The following is a 17,361-nucleotide window of genomic DNA, read 5'->3' as shown; positions in this document are numbered from 1 at the left end:
ATCCGCCCTTCCATGGGATGTCCGGTGTGCCGGAAGCGGCCTCGACAGGCCGTCATTTCGGCATACGCGCATGGAGGGCGACGTGGTGACGATGTCGGTCTATCTGGACGGGCCGTTCTGGGTCGGCGTACTCGAGATCGTCGAGGACGGCACGGTCCGGGCGACCCGTTTCACGCTCGGGTCCGAGCCCACCGATCCGGAGCTGTACGAGTTCCTGCGGCGCCACGGCGTCGCGCTGCTCGAACGGGCGGCCGCCGCGCCTCCCGTCCCCTCGGAGGGGCGGGAGACCAAGCGGGTCAACCCCAAGCGGGCCGCGAAACTGGCGGCCCGGGCGGCGGCTGGGGTGTCCCGCCGGAGCACGGCCTCCCAGGAGGCGTTGCGGCTGGAGCTGGAGAGCCGGAAGGCGGAGGCGGCGGACGACCGGCGGGCCCGGCGGCGGGAGGCGGCGGAGCACAGGCGGGAGGTGGCCCGCCGCAAACGCCTCGAACGCCGCCGCGACCGCTGAGACCCTCCACCGTCATCGCTGAGACCCGCCGCCGCGACCGCTGAGCCCCTGAGGTCAGGACGGTGAGGGGGCGGTGTCGGCGAAGGCGATCTCCGGGGCGCCACCGTGGTCGAACGGCAGGACGAAGCGGCGCGGCCACGACAGCACGCCCTCCAGCCACCCCGCCCCCATCGTCTGCCCCACGTGCCGCAGCCGCGCCGACGACTCGATCCCGATCGCCACCGTCGTGATGTCCCGCTGCACCCCCTCGTTCTCGTCGTCCCCCAGGATGACCCGCCAGGCCAGCGCCCGGTTCCGGTCCACCTCCATCGACAGCGGGTGGTGCCGCAGCGCCTTGGCACGGTGCCCGAGCAGCTCGGTGTGCACGAGGTCGGGGTTGGCGCCGTTGCCGTTCGAGGGCTGGCGGAAGAGGGCGTACTCCATGGGCGGCGCCGGGCTGCGCAGGTTGGGGGCCGCGTGGCCGTGCGGGAAGAGCCTGTCCACCTCGTGCAGCCACCGGACCTGCGGGATCACCCACGAGGCGCCCGGCCGGTCCCCGCCGCCGTCGAGCCCGGCGAGCAGCCGCGTGGCGGTCTCGGCGGCCTTCTCGGTGAGCAGGGCGGGGTCGAACCAGCTGCGCAGCGACCAGGCGCGCCGCTGCACCGAGCGTTCGATCAGGGTCGCCAGCAGGCACTCGCCGCGCCGCGCCGGCAGTTCGCCCCAGGCGGCGCCCAGGGCTCGCGGAACGCCGGGCAGCGGCCGGTTGCTGACGAAGGCGAGCACGACCGTGTCGCACCAGATGCGCAGCCAGGCCCACTCGGGGGCGTCGGCGAGCACGTCGGCCTCGCGCAGCTCCACCAGCGTGCACGCCTGCCCGGTACGGCAGGACGCGCCGCACGCCGCGGACCGGCGGCCGCGGATGGGCGGCGGCGGGCCGGGCAGCACCTTCTCGCGGGACTCCCCCAGCGGTACGCGGACCCGCAGCGGCCGGTCCATCCCGTCGGCGAAGACCGCGGCCGAGCCCGGCTGCAGGGAGACCACGTGGCGGGACTGCTCGTCGCTGAGGTTCATGGCGGCGCCGACGAGCTTCCTGTCGTCCTCCGCCGGGAGCCGGTGCACGACCTTCAGCGCGGTGTTCTTGACGACGTCGGAGACGAGCTTGGTCGGGATCTGCTCCGCCACCACGATGCCCTCGCCATACGCGCGGATCTCCGCCAGCAGCCCGGCCAGCAGCTCCACCGCGTGCGTGGAGGCCCGGCCGTGGCCGCGGTCGCGCAGCAGCCGGTGCGCCTCCTCGATCACGATGACGTGGCGCAGCTCGTGGGACTTCTCCCGGCGGGCCCGCATCCGCAGGTGCTCGACGATCCGGATGATCAGCGTGCCCATGAGGAACGCCTTGTCCTCGTCGTTGGCCACGTCCTCGATCGCCAGCACGACGTCCCGCTCCAGCAGGCCGCCGATGTCGGCGGGGTGGCCGCCCTCGAAGAAGCGCCCCGCCGAGCCGACCCGCAGGGACCGGAGCCGGAGCGAGATGAAGCCCTCCACGTCGGCCTGGACCTCGCGGCCGTAACCGATCTCCTTGATCACGTCCATGGCGTGCTGCTGGAGCTGTTCGAGGGTGGGGATGCTGGGCGGGACGTTCGAGCCCGGCACGGCGCCGCCGGTGACGACGTCCCAGCCGGTGGCCTCGTAGACGCGCTGCAGCGCCAGCGACATGATCTGCGGGAACGGCTCCTCGGCGTCGAATGCCGCCATGAACAGCGCCCTGACCATGTCGATGTGGGCCTGGACGGGGTAGCCGGGCTCGGGTTCGAGCGGGTTGATGCTGAACGGCACGCCGTCCGGCGCCGACGGGTTGATGACGGTGACCGGGTCGTCGAGGCGCCCGGCCATGGCGGCGTACTCGGACTTGGCGGGCTCGATGGCCAGCCACGGGATGCGGGCCCGGCTGAGCTGCTCCAGCAGGTGGCGCACCGTCTGCGACTTGCCCGAGCCGGTGGCCCCGGTGACGAACGCGTGCCGGTTGAGCGTGGCCAGCGGCACCCGGAACGTCCCGACCCCCCTGTCCTGCCCGTCGAGGATCTCGCCCAGCTCCAGCTCGCCGCCGTCGGCCTCGGACGTCACGTCGAAGAAGCCCGACTCGAGCACGCGCACCCCCGGGACCTCCCGCCTGGGCAGCCCGGCCAGCGCCGCGAGCGCCCCGGCGGTGGCGGCGAACGGGGCGGCGGCGCCGTCCGTCGGGTCCTGCATGGTGATGGCGAGGGCCTCCGACAGGCCGTAGGCGGCGCCGTGCGAGCTGCGCAGCCGGTACGGGTGATGGCTCATCTCGACCGACCCGACCAGCACGGGAGCGATCTGCCGCAGCTCCTCGGCGGTGGCGCCCCCGGCCAGCACGCGAACGTTCCAGAGCCCGGCCTCCCTGAAGGCGTCCAGCTCCTGCATGCGCCGCTCGGCCCGCTCGGCGTCGAAGCGGGAGCGCTCGGAGGCGTCCCCGTACTGCCTGAGCACGTTGAGCTGGGTACGCAGGTGCGCCACCTCGGCGTCGAGCAGGTCGGTCGGCTCGGCCACCACCAGCCAGGCGAAGGGCCTCGACATGAGCGTCACCAGCGTCGACTCGAACAACGTCGGCCGTCTGAGCTCGTCCGGGTCGAACTCGCGACCCTTGTTCCCCAGCGGCGGCGCCTGGCGGCCCGGGCACGGCGTCCACACCAGGTCCGCCAGGTCGGCGAGATACTCCTCGTCGAGCTGGACCCCGCGCGCCCCGCCCGGGAACAGCAGCGGCTGCGGCCCGCTCGGGCGGCCGGGCGCGTCGGTGGACCTGCGCGGCTGGCGCGGCGGCGACAACGGCCCGGCGTTGGTGATGAGCTCGAGCGGCGCGCCGGATCCCCGCGACAGCCACCCGATGACGAACGGCCGGTCGCGTTGCGCCGCCGACAGCACCGCGGGCAGCACGGTGACGAAATCCCACTCCGCCGACGAGCTTCGCGAAGGCGCTGCGATCGACTGGATTCGATACCAGGGCCCATTCAACGACACACTCGGCTGCATTTCATTCCCCCACAGACGGTTCTTTGTTAAATTCCGCCAACCGTCAGCTCGTCACGTTGACATTGACCATGTCATTGCCTGCCCTTGCGCCAGTCCAGGCGTGGCGGTGGTGGCCCGAGGTTCGGTGGGGGTTCCCCGTCGGTGCCCTGTGCCTGGGGGTCGAGCGCGAGCACGGCCTCGCGGACGTCCTCCAGCTCGCCGAGCGTGGTCTTGGGGAAGGTCAGGATGGCGGGGTTCGCGTCGGCGAGGCGTACGCGCCTGCCCTGGGCCGTGGCGTCGGTGACGATCACGGAGGTCGTGGGGAGCTGCTGGAGCTGGTGCGGCTCGACGAGGAACTCGCGCGAGCGCTGCAGCACCCGCTCCTTCTCGGAGATCTTGTCGGCGGTCCTGCCCCACTCGGTGGACTCGGTGATGTCGCCGGCCAGATCCGCGAGGTTCTCGTCGCGGTCCTCCGTGCCGTCGTCGTCCATCTGGGAGATCGTGGAGGTGTAACCGCCGTCGAGGCCGGGCAGCGAGTCGCTGATCGTCTCGGTGAGCTGGGCCAGCTCCAGCCGGTGCTCGGTGCCGACGTGCTCGCTGGCGACACGCGCGTCCTCGGCGTTGCCCAGCCGCATGAACGCCACCGCCGCGTGCCCCCTGCCGAGCCGCTCCCGCACGGTGGGGGTCAAAGACCGATAAGTCAGGACCAGTCCGGTACGGGAGGTCTCGCAGGCGTCCATCAGCCGGTCGAGCACGTCGCCCCTGAGCTTGTCCGCGCCCGCCACGATGATCGTGTGATACCAGGGCCGGTCCGAGGCCGGGGACTGGCGCAGGATGTGGGTGAGCGCGGTGGCCACGTACGTGCCGAGCACCCGGTTGCCGAAGGCGCCCGCCTGCCGGTCCATGCTCACCACCCGCAGCCGCGCCGGCGGCAGCCGTACGGCCTCCGAGCCGAGCGTCTCCAGCTTGCGCAGCTGCGACTCCAGCGCCCAGGCCCGCTCGATCACCACCCGCTCGCTCACCCCGCGCCCGAACAGCGTGCCGATGCGCTCCAGCTGGGTGGCCGTGATCAGCCCGAACCTCAGGTCGTCGCGCGGGTCGCCCACCTGCGCGAGCGCCCGCAGCGCGGCCGTGACCTGGCTGATCGTGGCGTTCTCGCCGAGCACCTCGAGCACCCGCTCCAGGATCGCGTTGTCGAAGCTGAGGTCGCGCGTGGTGCGGTGCTCCTCGCTCACGCTCACCACGTGCGCCAGCACGTCCGCGAACGCCTCCGGCTTGAGCGTGGCCCCCAGGTCGAGCTTGGGCAGATCGACCGGCAGCACCCAGACCAGCGGGTCGTCGCCGCCCTTGCGGGCCAGCTCGATCAGGTCCTTGGCGATCGCGCCCTCGGACAGGTCGAGCACGGTCAGGTGGCCGCCGCTGTAGAGCCGCGTGGCGCCGAGCAGCGTGATCAGCGCCGACCAGCCGGGGAGCGTGCCACCCGCCACGTCGATGCGGTCGATCTCGTCCGGCACGGCGACCGCGTACCACGAGAGCTGCCTGTCGTGGCGTTCCTTGGAGTCCTGCCACTCGCGGTAGCGCTGGGCGTGCTCCTCCTGGGCGCGGAACAGCTCCTTGTCACGTTCCTCGCGCCGGCGCTCGTTCCTGGCCTGCTGCTCCAGCACGCGGTACTTCACCGCCCGGTCGCCCTGCAACAGCGCGTAACTGCAGATGCCCGCCACGCCTCCGGCGGCGGTGAGCCCGGCGATCGCGAACGGCCACGCGAGGTAGCCCGCGATCCCGGCGGCCAGGATGAGCACGGCCAGCACCAGCATGAACGTCCGGACGAGCCGCACGGGCTTGTTGAGCATGTCCTCCTGGAGCCGCTCGCGGCGCAGCAGGTCCGGGTCGACGGGGCCGGGCGGGTCGGCGGGCTCCTCGAGCGGAGAGGGGCGCTTGGGCGGCGGGCCAGGGTCGGAGTGCAGCAGGATGTACTGCCAGCCCAGGTAGATGCGGTCCGCCTGGAGCTGGGCATGCTCGGGATGCACGTCCGTCACGTGACCCTCCGGCCGCCGATATGTCGTTAGGAGTAAGGGCCAACCCTTTCCGCTCCGTGACAGCGTATGAGCTTCGAGGCCCGTAGCGGCAGGGTTTCTCGGCAATTCTCCCAGTCCGATGGGAGTATTGCGGCAGATGGGACAAGCGAGACCTACTACCATCCTTACCCATGACGGAACCCTCCGGCGCAAGCAGTGACAAGCCCAGACGCCCGGTAGTGGTGCCCGCCCTTGCCCTGGTGGCTTTCACCGCCATCGGCATCACCGCCCTCCTGGGCGGACTGAGCGAGGCCGCTGAGGAGCCCGAGGCGCTGGGCGCGGGCGCGGTGCTCGATCAGGGCCTGTACGCCACCAAGTTCGTCGAGTCGCGCGTGACGGTGCAGAAGGCCGAGTCACAGTGGGACGAGGACAAGCGGTTCGTGGAGCTGGTCTTCGAGGTCACCAACAAGGGCGACAAGACCTACCAGGTCGGCCTGCCCCCGGCGAAGCTGGAACAGGCCTTCACGAGCGACTCCTTCGCCGGCTCCCTGGTGAAGATCACCCCCGCCTTCCCCAAGGACGCGGGGCCGTTCACGTTCGCCCAGGCCAAGGGGGGCGAGACCGGCCAGCTCCACCCGGGGGTGACCAACCAGGTCATCCTCCGCTACCGGCTCGAGGACAACGAGCAGCCGCCGGAGAAGATCACGATGGACGTCGCGTCGTTCGAGTACGAGCCCGGCTTCAACAGCAACGTCCCGCGTTGGCAGATGGTCGCCAACGAGGACCTCGACACCATGAAGTTCTATCCCGAGATCAAGGCGCGGGTGACTCTTGCGGTCAAGAAGGGTGACGCAACGTGACCGCCACGCAGCAAAGATCAACTGTCGCGCCCGGTCGCCGCGGCAGGAGGGCCGGCCGGGGACCGGGGATCGGCACCCGGCTGCTCAGCGGCGTCGTCGGGCTGGTGCTGCTGGGCGGCGCCGCCTGGCTGCAGACCCTGCACATGGCCGAGGGTGAGATCACCGACCCGATCACGTACACGGGCGCCAAGGGCGAGGTGGTGGACGCCCGGCGGTTCTCCCTGCGGCTCGACTCGTTCACGGCCGCGAAGTCGATCCAGAGCGGCAGCAAGACGATCGGGACAGACAACCTCTTCCTCGTCGTCAACGTCACGGCCAAGTCCAGCCTCAAGCCCTATCACCTGGAGCAGCCGGAGCTGCTGACCGCCGACGGGAAGAGGTTCGACGCCACCGACCGGGTCAACAACGACCTCACGATGGCCATGTCGTGGGTGCAGCCGGACATCTGGAAGAGCGGGCGCTTCTTCTTCGAGGTGCCGTCGTCCGAGCTGGCGGGGGCGCATGTCGTGTTCGGGCTGAACAAGGGGTTCGTGGTGGAGCCGTACCAGCCGGAGGTCGAGGTGGATCTCGGCCTGGACGACGAGGGCGCGCGCAAGCTCGCGGCCTCGCCTCAGGACGTCTACTCGACCGACAAGAAGTGATCTCAGGATGAGCACGAACGAGCGCGACTGGTTCTCGCCCAGGAACGACCCACGGCGCGAGGACGACCCGGCCCCGCCCCCGCCCCCGCCCAGCCAGGAGCCGCCCCCGGGTCTCGGCAACCACTCCGGCGGCGGCGCACCGCCGCCCGGCCAGGGGCAGCGCTCCGGGCACGACCCGCGCCTCGATCAGGATCTGCTCGGCGAGGAGACGGCGCCGGTCCCCCGGGTGCCGTCCGCGGGCGACCTGCCCGGCCGTGGCGGCCGTGGAACGCCGCCTCCGGGCTACGGCGCGCCGAACGGGCCGCAGGAGGCGATGGGCTGGCCGGAAGCGCCTCGGGAGGCGATGGGCCGGCCCAACCCGCCGCAGGAGGCGCTGGAGTGGCCCAACGCGCCACAGGGCCCCACGCACCCCCAAGGCCCCGCCCACGCCCGGCCTCCGGCGGACGCCCAAGGCCCCGCCTACACCCAAGGCCCCTCGCACGGCCAGGGCCCGGCGCACGGTCAGAGCCCCGCCCATGGGGAAGGCCCGGCACACGCGCGAGGCCCGGCACACGGCCAGGGACCGGCACACGCGCAAGGTCCCGCACACGCGCAGGGCCCGGCGCGGAGGCCGGGGCTGCCGCCTCGCCCCACCCCGCAGCAGCCCCGCGCCCGGCACGCCGCCCAGCCAGACCAGCAGGTGTGGCCCCCGGCCCCCCGAGAGCCCGTAGGCGGCTCCACACAGCCTCTGCCGGCCGTCCCGGCCGCCATGCCCGTGTCGCCGCAGCAGGGCCCCGGCACGCCCCTCCCGCGCCGGCAGAGCCCCGATCCGGAACCCGCGGCCCACCAGATGTCCGGGCCCGAGCCGTCGCCTGACGCTCCGCAGGAAGCCCCTCCCGGGTCGCGGCGGGCCGCCGCCCCTGGAGGCCGCAAGAAGCGCACGGTGCTGGTCGCCGTGGCCGCCGTCGTCGTGTCGCTGGTCACCATGGGCGCCCAGTCGTACGACGGCTACCTCTTCTACGAGAAGACCACCACGAAGGAGACCAAGGAGACCGTCGTCTCCGCCGGCCAGGCGGCCAAGGTGAAGAACATCGAGTGGCGGGCCACGGTCACCCGCATCGAGATGCCCGACAACCTCCCGTACGGCCCCGAGGTGACCGCGCTGAGGGTGGACATCACCAAGAAGGTCCTCGACGCGGGCAGCGTCACGAAGACCGGCCTGTTCACCGAGGCCAAGCTGGAGGACCGCGCCGGCCGCAGCTGGGTCGTGAGCGTCGATCCGCAGAGCGACCGGCCGACGGACCGGCTGGAGGTCGGCAAGGAGTACAAGTTCCTGGCGGCGGCGGTGGTGCCGACCGCTGTGGCGGACGAGGTCGAGCTGTCGTTCAGGCCGAGCAACTACCGTTCGGACACGCCCACGGCGGACCTCTTCAAGCGGGACACCGTGGCCAAGCTCGAGGGCGACGTCGACGTCCTGAGGTTCAGGCGGCGCTGAGCGGTCGCGGCCGGCGACCGCCCGTGGGTCGCCGGCTCAGACGTCGTCGAACGGCTCGCCCCTGAGGCGTGCCCTGGTGGCCGCGAGGTCGTACGTGGCCGCCAGGAGCGCCATCGTGAGCACGGCCACGACCGTCTCGCGCACGAAGCTCAGCGGCGGCCCCTGGAACTGCCACACCCACTCCCGCTCGGTGCCGATGAGCCACCGCAGCCCCCGCTCGGCGTACTCCCCGCCGACCAGCAGGGCCACGTAGCACAGGCACATCATGCCGAACAGCGGGAGGCCGGCCTTGACCACCATCCGCAGGGAGTTGGCCAGCGGCAGCCAGCGGTCCCTGAACCCGCCGGTGAGCTGGTCGAACGACTTCTGGGTGAGGTCGTGGGTGCCTTCCAGCCGGTCCACGCCCCGCTCCAGGCGGGTGCCCTTGACCAGGGCGCGGGTCTCGTCGGAGTACGAGCCGAAGACGAGCATCGCCACGGTGAGCCAGGCCAGCGGGACGGCCACGGCGTCGAGGAAGAACGGCCAGGCGTCGCCGAGGAAGCCGGTGACGCTCTCCCACAGCGGCACGTTCTTCTGCGCCTGCGCCCAGAGCTCCTCCGTGCCGGCCACCACGTTGCGGTGCTCGACCCAGTCGGTGCGCGCGGTGCCGATGTAGAGGGTGGCGTTCAGGCCGTAGAAGACGAAGGCGAACTCCGAGAAGGCCGCGCAGAAGCCGTAGAACTTGCCGTTGCCCTCGGTCTTCTCCAGGAGCTTGGCGAAGAGCAGCTTCAGCCCGAACATGACGGCCATCGCCCCTAGCGACACCCGCCAGTCGAGGTCCGTGAGTCCCCGGCCGACCTGGGACTGCTCCCCGAAGAAGGACGCCGACGTCTGGTCGTAGATGTGGTGGAACAGGTCCATCTGGTAGACGTCCCTGGCGTCCTCCGTCTGGAACCCCCACGCCAGGTAGAGCACGGCGAAGGCCGGGGCCACCCGGTCGAGCACCCGGAAGAAGCGCTCGTCCTGCATGCCCTCCTCGGTCTTCGCGCGCATCTCCCACAGGGCGTTGCGCAGGGAGTACAGCATGCCGGCGGTGACCGTCATCACCGACAGAATGATCAACGTGAGCAGCGTCATCACGAGGACCAGGCGGACCTGCCGGAAGTCGCCGTAGGCGACCTCGGTGGCGGCGTAGAGCAGGACGTAGCGGGTCAGCTGACCGGCGGCGTACCAGAGGATCAGTGGCAGGGCGCACTTCCCCGCCAGCCGTAGGGCGTGCAGGGGCAGCGAATACGGAGACGGCATCCCCTGAGCCGGCGTAGGCCCAGGTCGGGGAGGTGCCGCCACACCTGTCGAACCGGACATCTGCAGAATCGTATCGGTCTGTCACACATGTCGCAGCAGCAACCCCGGAAAGCGCGATGCTCCGCATGCCAGTGCGGGTGTGGTCCCTGGGCAGTGACAAAAGAATTATCGGCGGGGAAATGGCGGTCCCGCGGCGGGGCGCGTGCCATTGCTCTATGGAGCCACGGCCCGCACTCGACGCCGATCCCCACGTCGTGGGAGATCGCCTCCGGCGGCTGCGGCACGAGCGCGGCGTGTCGCTGTCGGAGCTCGCCAAGCGCGCGGGCATCGACAGGGAGACCCTGTCGGACGTCGAGACCGGCAAGGTCGACGCGACGGCGGAGACGCTCTGGGCGATCACCGCGCAGCTCGGGGTGCCGATCGGGGCGATACTCGACGCGCCGCCCGAGCCGCAGATCATGCGGGGCAGGGCGATGGAGGCGGAGCTGCTGGAGGTGTTCGAGGACGACCGGGTCACGTACGAGCTCTACCGGGTCACCGTCCCGCCGGGCCTCACCCAGACCTCGCCCGCCCACCACGAGGGCGTGAGCGAGCACGTCACGGTCTTCACGGGCACGCTCAGCGCGGGCCCCATGCGCGAACCGCTCACCGCCGGGCCGGGCGACCACATCTCGTGGATCTCCGACGTGCCGCACGGCTACCGCGCGCACGGCCCCGACGTCGTACGCGCCACGCTCCTCATGCGCTACCCGATCAAGCCGCCCTAGGCACTGGCGGGCCGGCACGTGCGGCACGGCCGGTAGCCGGCGGCCCTGGCCTGGGCGATGGTGCGGAAGCCGTGCCGGTGCCGCGGCGTGATGCGCCGCGCGTTGTGGCAGGTCGGGAAGCACACCACGCCCGTGGTGTCGCTGGCCAGGTAGAACACCCGGTCCCCCGCCAGCTTCCGCACCCGCTCCAGGTCGGCGCCCTCGGCCAGCAGCAGCCGCTCCTTGGCCACCGGGCCGAACACGTAGTCCCCCGCGACGCCGTCCGACCGGGTGACGCGGTGGCACGGGATCAGCAGCGGCACGGGGTTGCGGCCGAGCGCCGTGCCCACCGCGCGCACCGCCCTGGGCCGGCCGATCCGCTCCGCGATCCACGAGTACGGCCTGACCTCGCCGCGCGGGATCGTACGGACCGTCTCCAGCACGTCGCGCTGGAAGTCGCTCACCCCGCGCAGGTCCAGCCGCAGCCGGCCCAGGCGCCCCGTGCGCAGCGCGGGCAGCAGCCCGGCGGGCGGGCGTTCGGCGGGCAGCAGCGGGCGGGCGAAGCGCCCTCTGAACGCCTCGGCGAACCCGTCGCCCGGGCGCACGTAGGCCACGCCCTGGTCGGTGAACGCGACCCGCAGCTCCCCGATCGGGCTCGGGACGCGTACCCAGCGGGCCGCGATCCGGTCGAGCAGTCCCTCGGGCGCGTCGGCGGCCAGCGCCGACAGCCCGGCCAGCAGTGGATCGTGGGTCATCGGGCACCTCCCAGTGCGCGCAGCCGCCGCAGTCCCCGCGACACGTGCGACTTGACCGTGCCCTGGGGGATCCTGAGCACGGTGGCGATCTCGCTGACCGGCAGGTCGACGACGTGCCTGAGCACCACCGCGACCCGCTGCTCCTCGGGCAGCAGGCCGAGCAGCCCGGCCAGCTCGTCGCCGGTCTCGCGGCGCACCGCGGCCTCCTCGACGTCCTGACCGGGGTCGACTTCCTCGATCGGCTGGTCCCGCAGCTCCGGTGGCGGCTTGCGGGACCTGGTCCTGGCGCAGTTGCGCCAGACGTTCATCAGAATCGTCATCAGCCACGCCCTCGGCTGGAGCGTGGCGATGCGGTCGCGCTCGTATCCGGCCAGCGCCCTGTACGCACGCAGGAACGCCTCCGCGGTGAGATCCTCGGCGTCGGCCCAACGCCCGCTCAGCCGCAGCGCGGTCGAGAAGACCAGGCCGCGGTAGGCGCCGTACAGCTCGGCGAACCCCTCGTCGAGGTCGTCGAGCAGCGCCTTGCGCACCGGGTCGGGACAGTCGGTTTCTCTCACGTTGGTACAACACCGGCGCGCCCGGATCCGTTGCACCGAAAAGACCCGCGTCCGGATCGGACGCGGGTCTTTACCTCAGCAGCCTCAGACGGCGACCGCGAGCGAGGAGACCTCGCCCAGCTTCGCCTCGACCTTGATGTCCCTGGTGACGCCGCCGCCCGCGATGATGCGGACGGTCCAGTCGCCGGGGGCGGCGAAGAAGCGGAAGACGCCCTCGTCGGACACCACGACTTCGCCGGTGAACTCGCCGGAGTGGTCGAGCAGACGCGCGTACGCCGTGCCGGCGCCGGTCACCACGCCCTGGATCACGGCCTGGGTGGACAGGTCGATCCCGGCGGGCAGAGTGATCGTCTGCTCCGGCGCTCCGCAACCCTGTGCAGCAGTCATCAGCGGGCCTCCCCCAGCTCGATCGGCACGCCCACGAGCGAGCCGTACTCGGTCCACGAACCGTCGTAGTTCTTCACGTTGTCCTGCTCGAGCAGCTCGTGCAGCACGAACCAGGTGTGCGCCGAACGCTCGCCGATGCGGCAGTAGGCGATGGTGTCCTTGCCGAAGTCGACCCCGGCCTCGCCGTAGAGCGTGCGCAGGTCGTCGTCGGACTTGAACGTGCCGTCGTCGTTGGCGGCCTTGGACCACGGGATGTTGCGGGCGGTGGGCACGTGGCCGGCGCGCTGCGCCTGCTCCTGCGGGAGGTGCGCGGGAGCGAGCAGCTTGCCGGTGAACTCGTCGGGCGAGCGCACGTCGACCAGGTTGAGCTTGCTGATGGCGCCGACCACGTCGTCGCGGAAGGCGCGGATCTTGGTGTCCTGCTCCTGCGCCACGTACTGCGTCTTGGCCCGCTCCGGCACGTCCCGAACCAGCTCGCGGGAGTCGAGCTCCCACTTCTTGCGCCCGCCGTCGAGCAGCTTCACGTTGGAGTGGCCGTAGAGCTTGAAGTACCAGTACGCGTAGGAGGCGAACCAGTTGTTGTTGCCGCCGTAGAGCACGACGGTGTCATCGTTGGAGATGCCGCGGTCGGACAGCAGGGCCTCGAAACCGGTCTTGTCCACGAAGTCGCGGCGCACCGGGTCCTGCAGGTCCTGCCGCCAGTCGACCTTCACGGCGCCACGGATGTGGCCCTTGTCGTAGGCGCTGACGTCTTCGTCGACCTCGACGAGGACGACTCCGGGGGTGTCGAGGTTGGCCTCGACCCAGTCGGCGTCCACCAGGGCGGCGGAGCGGCTCATTTGGAAACCTCCATTTTGGCGGCGGGCAGTAGACGGCGAATGAGCAGGTACATTTCGCAGCCAAGGCAGAATCCGAAGGCTGCGTTGAGGAAGGCGGCGAGGAGAGCCGCCGCCGTGGCCGCGAGGGCCAGCGGCGTGATCCCGGTGAGATATCCGACCAGGCCCGCGATCGCGAAGACCAACCCCACCGCCTGTGCGAACCGCGGCGGGCGGGCGTCTTCGGTCTCCTTCGGGGCGCTCTTGACGAGCGCCTTGAAGAGCATCGTGTACGGCGAGCGCGCCACGACTCCGAGTGCGAAGACCATCGCCTGGACGGCGAGAAGCCAGGCACTCCCCGTCACCAGGACGAGGGCGAGGACCAGGGTGGTGATGGCCGCGCCGAAGCGCAGCGCTCTAGGATCGGCACGCATCGCGGGATGCTCCTGAAGGGTCGACGGGGCGGACCGGATGTCCGCGGGATCGTCCTCAGGCAGCGCGACAGAGCGCGGTGGTCACGCGGCAGAAATCAACCGCGCGCCGCTTCGTCAGCAGCTCTGTCGTTGGGTACATGCCGAAGACACTACTCGGCGTCTCGTCATCTGTCACATCTCGTCCGGTTGGTGAGACGATTCGTGAGACGACGGCGGCGACACGGCCGCGGCGAGGGCCGCCAGGACGTCCGCCTTGCGGGGCTGGCCGGCGGCCCTTTTCACGATCTTTCCGCTGGTGTCGAGCACCAGGACCGTCGGGGTGCGCATGATGTCCAGCCGCCGTACGAGGTCAAGCCGGGACTCGGCGTCGATCTCGACGTGGGTCACCCCCGGCACGATCCCGCTGACGTCGGCCAGGATCCTTCTGGTCGCCCGGCACGGCTGGCAGAACGCGGTGGAGAACTGCACCAGCGTCGCCCGCTCCCCGAGACCGGCGCCGAGGTCGGCCTCGGACAGCCGGTCGCCACCCGTGTCACGCACCCGTCCGTCGCGGCGCAGGCGAACCACCCCGATCACAGAGCCGAGCGCCAGAGTCGCCAGCGCCACCCACCAACCAGTCATCTCCCGATGCAACCACGCGCACCCGCGTTTACTTCCGCACCGGGATCCTGATCAGTACCTTCTCCTTCTGGTCGACCACGTAGAACGCGGTGATCTCGGACATGGGCAGCGTCGTCGACCGCTTGAAGACGGCCTTGTCCTGGTACGCCTCGCGGCTGATCGTCCAGCTCTCCGTCAGCTCGTGCCGCCCGCCGGCCACGACGAGGAGGCTGCAGGTCGTGTCGACGGGCACGCCCCGCACGCTCACGTCCAGCTCCGTGCCGCTGCCGCCGGGCCAGACAGACACGGTGGCGGAGTACTTCTCGGCCCTGTTCACGCCGGAGAACTTCAGGCCCTCGGCCATCTTGAACGGCGACGCGGACGGCGCCGCCTTGCTGGGCCGTTTGGCCTGCGGCGTCGGCTCGGCCAGACGGCTCAGCGGCGCCTGGTCGGACTCCGAGGCCGAGTCCCGCATCGTCTGCGGCTCCTCGCTGGACACGGGAGCCGCCACCCCGGAGGCCACCTGCTGCTGGGTGCCGCCGTTCACGACCGACACGATCGTGCCGCCGACCCCCAGCAACGCGACGGAGGCGGCCGCCACCAGCAGCAGCCGGCCGCGCCTGTTGCGCTTCGCGCTGGCGTTCAGCAGCCGGTCGAGCACCTGCCGCGGCGGGCTTGCCACCAGCTCCACGTCTCGTTCGGACACCTTGCCAAGAAAGGAGGCCACGCCTTCGAGGTCGAGCAGCTCGCGGCCGCACTCCTCGCAGGTCGCCAGGTGGTTGTCGATCTCCAGCGCCTCGTCGGGGTCGAGCGCGCCCAGCGCGTGCGCGCCCAGGGCGAGCCTTACCTCCTCGCACGTCATCATGGCGCCAACCCCCGCTCCTCGAGGGCCAGTTTGAGCGCCCGCAACGCGTAGTAGGTGCGGGATTTGACCGTGCCCGGCGGTATGCCCAGCGTCGCCGACGCCTCCTTCACCGATCGCCCCCGATAGTAGACCTCCAGCAGCACCTCACGGTGCTCCTGCCTGAGCACGGCCAGCGCCTCGGCCACCGCCCACGACTCGACGGCGCGCTCCAGGTCGTCGTCCGCCGGCATGACGGCCAGCGCCTCGTCCCCGGTCTCCTGCGGTCTGGCCTTCTTGGCCCGATGCTGGTCGACAACAAGGTTCCGGGCCACCGTGAACAGCCACGCGCGCACCGGCCGGCCCGAGAGGGCGTCGGGATGTCGCCAGGCCCGCAACAGGGTCTCCTGCACGACATCCTCCGCCCGCCCGGAATCACCGGTCAGCCGCAGGACGTAGCCGTAGAGTGGCCCGGCATGCTCGTCGAAGAGGGTTCTCACGAGTTCCTCATCCGCGGTGGTGCCGGCTGCGCTCACTCCCTCTTCACGTACGGAGCCCAGGTCCGGTTCAGACTCATCCACGGATCGGCACGTCAGACGCTTCGGCCGAGATCTCCAATCCTTCGGCCACGCTCTTGACCCCGGTCACCTTCACGTCGAAGGGCAGTTTCCCCTTGAACTTGATGGTGTAGGAGACGAGCGACGCGAGCTGGTCGGGCACGCCCTCGATCTTCTCGGCCTGGATCTTGATGCCGCCGTCGACCAGCTCGACCCGCATCTCGGCGTTGAACTTCACCTTGTTCACCCCGACCGTCACCTCGCCCGACGCCGTGAGCCGCTCACCGTTGCCGCCGATCTTGACGCCGCTGGGGGCGTACTTGTCGATCGTCGCCCTGGTCAGGGTGCCGGCGATGGCCACGCGCCCGGCCTGGATGTTGGCTCTGTTCTGCAGGACGTCCGCCAGGGGAGCCGTCACGTCGTAGGCGGCGCCCCGGAGGTTCTTGATCGGCACGCCACCGTAGGTGAACGTGCCGAGATTGAACCGTACCTCCGGATAGCGCCCCGAGATGGCCTGCGTGAGAAAAGGGATGCCCTCAATTGTCACGGTCGGCTTGTCGGACAGGTCGGTCGCGGCGGCGATCCGGTTGGAGAGATCGCGCTCCACGCCCGCCACCGCGACCCGGTCGACGGCGACAAGGAGAATGACCAGCACGATCAGGAAAATGATCAGCTTCCGCATGGGGCTCCCTGTCTGTGGCGGGGGTCAAGAGCCTATCGACTGGCCCCACTCATTCCCCCACGGACGGCCCCATCACCCGCCGGCGAACGGCGGCAGCACCTCTACGGTCGCCCCGTCGGCGAGAACGACCTCGTCATGAGGGCGTTTTCCGACCGGAGAGCCGTCCACGAGGAACGAGCAACGCCTCACCACGCGTGCCAGATCTCCATGGTTCTGTGTGATTTTCGTCATGAGTTCACCAAGAGTGACCGCGTCGAACGGCTCCTCCGCCACCCCGGCCGCCTCCTTCGCCGCGGCCCAATAACGTACCTTTCCCGTGGCCATGGGCACCTCACAATCCCTTTCCGGTCTATTGTGCGTCGCCCTTAACAAGGTTGTTTCGAGAGACGCGCTGTTCACCTGCTGGACGCGCAATGGACGCGACTTACTCGTGGGATATCCTCGCCTACAGGACCTGGGCGACGAAGCCCCCGGGTCCTTGCGTGTTTGAGGAGGCCGTAATGAGCAACCTGCTCCTGCTGACCAACGCCCTCGAGCCGTCCGCCGAGGTGCTCCCGGCGCTGGGCCTGCTGCTCCACTCGGTCCGGGTCTCACCCGCGGAGGCGTCCGCGCTGATCGACACGCCTCCCGCCGACGCGGTCCTCGTCGACGCGCGGAAGGAGCTCGTGCAGGCCAAGAGCCTGTGCCGGTTGATCCGCACGACCGGCATCGACTGCCCGCTGCTGGTGATCGTCACCGAAGGCGGGCTGGCCGCGATGACGGCCGAGTGGGGTGTGGACGACGTGCTGCTCGACAGCGCGGGCCCGGCAGAGGTGGAAGCGCGCCTGCGCATGGCCACAGGCCGCATCTCGCAGGCCGCGACGGAGGAGGTGCCCGACGAGATCCGCAGCGGCGACCTGTCGATCGACGAGGCCACCTACACCGCGCGGCTGCGCGGCCGGGTGCTCGACCTCACGTTCAAGGAGTTCGAGCTGCTGAAATACCTCGCCCAGCACCCGGGCCGGGTCTTCACCCGCGCCCAGCTGCTGCAGGAGGTCTGGGGTTATGACTACTTCGGCGGCACCAGGACGGTCGACGTCCACGTGCGGCGCCTGCGCGCCAAGCTCGGCACCGAGTACGAATCCCTCATCGGAACGGTCCGCAACGTCGGCTACCGCTTCGTCCCCGACCGGCAGGACACCGCCGCCGTCTGATCGTTGACA

19 protein-coding genes are annotated in these 17,361 nt (G+C 70.8%); 6 read left to right on the top strand and 13 right to left on the bottom strand.

The window, feature by feature from the left end:
* Nucleotides 1-70: 70 nt before the first annotated feature.
* Nucleotides 71-505 carry a YjdF family protein gene (locus ACWDRB_RS45435; protein WP_449904943.1) on the top strand — a complete coding sequence of 145 codons (435 nt, stop codon included), beginning with the start codon at nt 71-73 and terminating at the stop codon, nt 503-505.
* Between the two features lie 54 nt (nt 506-559).
* On the opposite strand, the gene ACWDRB_RS45430 is transcribed toward ACWDRB_RS45435, so the two are convergent.
* Both ACWDRB_RS45430 and ACWDRB_RS45425 read right to left on the bottom strand, forming a co-directional pair.
* Nucleotides 560-3,436 carry an ATP-binding protein gene (locus ACWDRB_RS45430; RefSeq protein ID WP_449904941.1) on the bottom strand — a complete coding sequence of 959 codons (2,877 nt, stop codon included), beginning with the start codon at nt 3,434-3,436 and terminating at the stop codon, nt 560-562.
* Nucleotides 3,437-3,603: 167 nt separating this feature from the next.
* A complete protein-coding gene (locus tag ACWDRB_RS45425) occupies nt 3,604-5,547 on the bottom strand; it encodes a hypothetical protein (RefSeq protein ID WP_350733205.1) in 1,944 nt (647 codons plus the stop codon).
* Nucleotides 5,548-5,717: 170 nt separating this feature from the next.
* Between ACWDRB_RS45425 and ACWDRB_RS45420 the strand changes: the two genes are divergently transcribed.
* From ACWDRB_RS45420 to ACWDRB_RS45410, 3 genes are read left to right on the top strand one after another with little or no spacing between them, the layout of a single operon-like run.
* Nucleotides 5,718-6,386 (top strand): hypothetical protein, encoded by a 669-nt coding sequence (locus ACWDRB_RS45420; RefSeq protein ID WP_449904939.1) that lies wholly within the window; start codon nt 5,718-5,720, stop codon nt 6,384-6,386.
* Nucleotides 6,383-7,027: a hypothetical protein gene (locus ACWDRB_RS45415; RefSeq protein ID WP_449904937.1), complete on the top strand. Its 645-nt coding sequence runs from the start codon at nt 6,383-6,385 to the stop codon at nt 7,025-7,027. Before ACWDRB_RS45420 ends, ACWDRB_RS45415 begins: the two co-directional genes overlap by 4 nt.
* A 7-nt stretch (nt 7,028-7,034) precedes the next feature.
* On the top strand, nt 7,035-8,501 hold the full coding sequence (locus ACWDRB_RS45410) for a hypothetical protein (RefSeq protein ID WP_449904935.1): 1,467 nt from the start codon (nt 7,035-7,037) through the stop codon (nt 8,499-8,501).
* A gap of 36 nt (nt 8,502-8,537) precedes the next feature.
* On the opposite strand, the gene ACWDRB_RS45405 is transcribed toward ACWDRB_RS45410, so the two are convergent.
* Nucleotides 8,538-9,785: a hypothetical protein gene (locus ACWDRB_RS45405; RefSeq protein WP_449904933.1), complete on the bottom strand. Its 1,248-nt coding sequence runs from the start codon at nt 9,783-9,785 to the stop codon at nt 8,538-8,540.
* A 215-nt stretch (nt 9,786-10,000) separates the two neighbouring features.
* On the opposite strand from ACWDRB_RS45405, the gene ACWDRB_RS45400 reads away from it, so the two are divergent.
* A complete protein-coding gene (locus tag ACWDRB_RS45400; RefSeq protein WP_449904931.1) occupies nt 10,001-10,552 on the top strand; it encodes a helix-turn-helix domain-containing protein in 552 nt (183 codons plus the stop codon).
* Here ACWDRB_RS45400 and ACWDRB_RS45395 read toward each other — a convergent pair.
* The 10 genes from ACWDRB_RS45395 to ACWDRB_RS45350 all read right to left on the bottom strand — a co-directional run bounded on the left by ACWDRB_RS45395 (nt 10,549) and on the right by ACWDRB_RS45350 (nt 16,483).
* Entirely contained in the window at nt 10,549-11,286 is a 738-nt protein-coding gene (locus tag ACWDRB_RS45395; protein ID WP_449904929.1) for a methylated-DNA--[protein]-cysteine S-methyltransferase, read from the bottom strand. The genes ACWDRB_RS45400 and ACWDRB_RS45395 overlap by 4 nt on opposite strands.
* Nucleotides 11,283-11,843 (bottom strand): RNA polymerase sigma factor, encoded by a 561-nt coding sequence (locus ACWDRB_RS45390; RefSeq protein WP_350733193.1) that lies wholly within the window; start codon nt 11,841-11,843, stop codon nt 11,283-11,285. The genes ACWDRB_RS45395 and ACWDRB_RS45390 overlap by 4 nt, the downstream gene beginning before the upstream one ends.
* 84 nt (nt 11,844-11,927) lie before the next feature.
* Nucleotides 11,928-12,230: a DUF1416 domain-containing protein gene (locus ACWDRB_RS45385; RefSeq protein ID WP_185070393.1), complete on the bottom strand. Its 303-nt coding sequence runs from the start codon at nt 12,228-12,230 to the stop codon at nt 11,928-11,930.
* Nucleotides 12,230-13,069: a sulfurtransferase gene (locus ACWDRB_RS45380; protein ID WP_449904926.1), complete on the bottom strand. Its 840-nt coding sequence runs from the start codon at nt 13,067-13,069 to the stop codon at nt 12,230-12,232. Before ACWDRB_RS45380 ends, ACWDRB_RS45385 begins: the two co-directional genes overlap by 1 nt.
* Nucleotides 13,066-13,479, bottom strand: coding sequence for a DUF4395 domain-containing protein (locus ACWDRB_RS45375; protein ID WP_364258928.1), 414 nt, complete (start codon nt 13,477-13,479; stop codon nt 13,066-13,068). Before ACWDRB_RS45375 ends, ACWDRB_RS45380 begins: the two co-directional genes overlap by 4 nt.
* A gap of 171 nt (nt 13,480-13,650) precedes the next feature.
* A complete protein-coding gene (locus ACWDRB_RS45370) occupies nt 13,651-14,100 on the bottom strand; it encodes a thioredoxin family protein (RefSeq protein ID WP_350733187.1) in 450 nt (149 codons plus the stop codon).
* A gap of 28 nt (nt 14,101-14,128) precedes the next feature.
* Nucleotides 14,129-14,944 (bottom strand): anti-sigma factor family protein, encoded by an 816-nt coding sequence (locus tag ACWDRB_RS45365; protein ID WP_449904923.1) that lies wholly within the window; start codon nt 14,942-14,944, stop codon nt 14,129-14,131.
* Nucleotides 14,941-15,456, bottom strand: a complete 516-nt coding sequence (locus tag ACWDRB_RS45360) for a sigma-70 family RNA polymerase sigma factor (protein ID WP_363962056.1) — start codon at nt 15,454-15,456, stop codon at nt 14,941-14,943. The genes ACWDRB_RS45365 and ACWDRB_RS45360 overlap by 4 nt, the downstream gene beginning before the upstream one ends.
* 37 nt (nt 15,457-15,493) lie before the next feature.
* On the bottom strand, nt 15,494-16,159 hold the full coding sequence (locus tag ACWDRB_RS45355; protein WP_355204244.1) for an LmeA family phospholipid-binding protein: 666 nt from the start codon (nt 16,157-16,159) through the stop codon (nt 15,494-15,496).
* A gap of 72 nt (nt 16,160-16,231) precedes the next feature.
* Nucleotides 16,232-16,483, bottom strand: coding sequence for a MoaD/ThiS family protein (locus ACWDRB_RS45350; protein ID WP_350733178.1), 252 nt, complete (start codon nt 16,481-16,483; stop codon nt 16,232-16,234).
* A 176-nt stretch (nt 16,484-16,659) separates the two neighbouring features.
* On the opposite strand from ACWDRB_RS45350, the gene ACWDRB_RS45345 reads away from it, so the two are divergent.
* Nucleotides 16,660-17,352: a response regulator transcription factor gene (locus ACWDRB_RS45345; RefSeq protein ID WP_185070386.1), complete on the top strand. Its 693-nt coding sequence runs from the start codon at nt 16,660-16,662 to the stop codon at nt 17,350-17,352.
* Nucleotides 17,353-17,361: the final 9 nt, after the last annotated feature.

It is taken from the genome of Nonomuraea sp. NPDC003707 (assembly GCF_053587055.1).
Note: the sequence above shows the minus strand (reverse complement) of the source record. Positions and strands in the feature narration are given on the sequence as shown.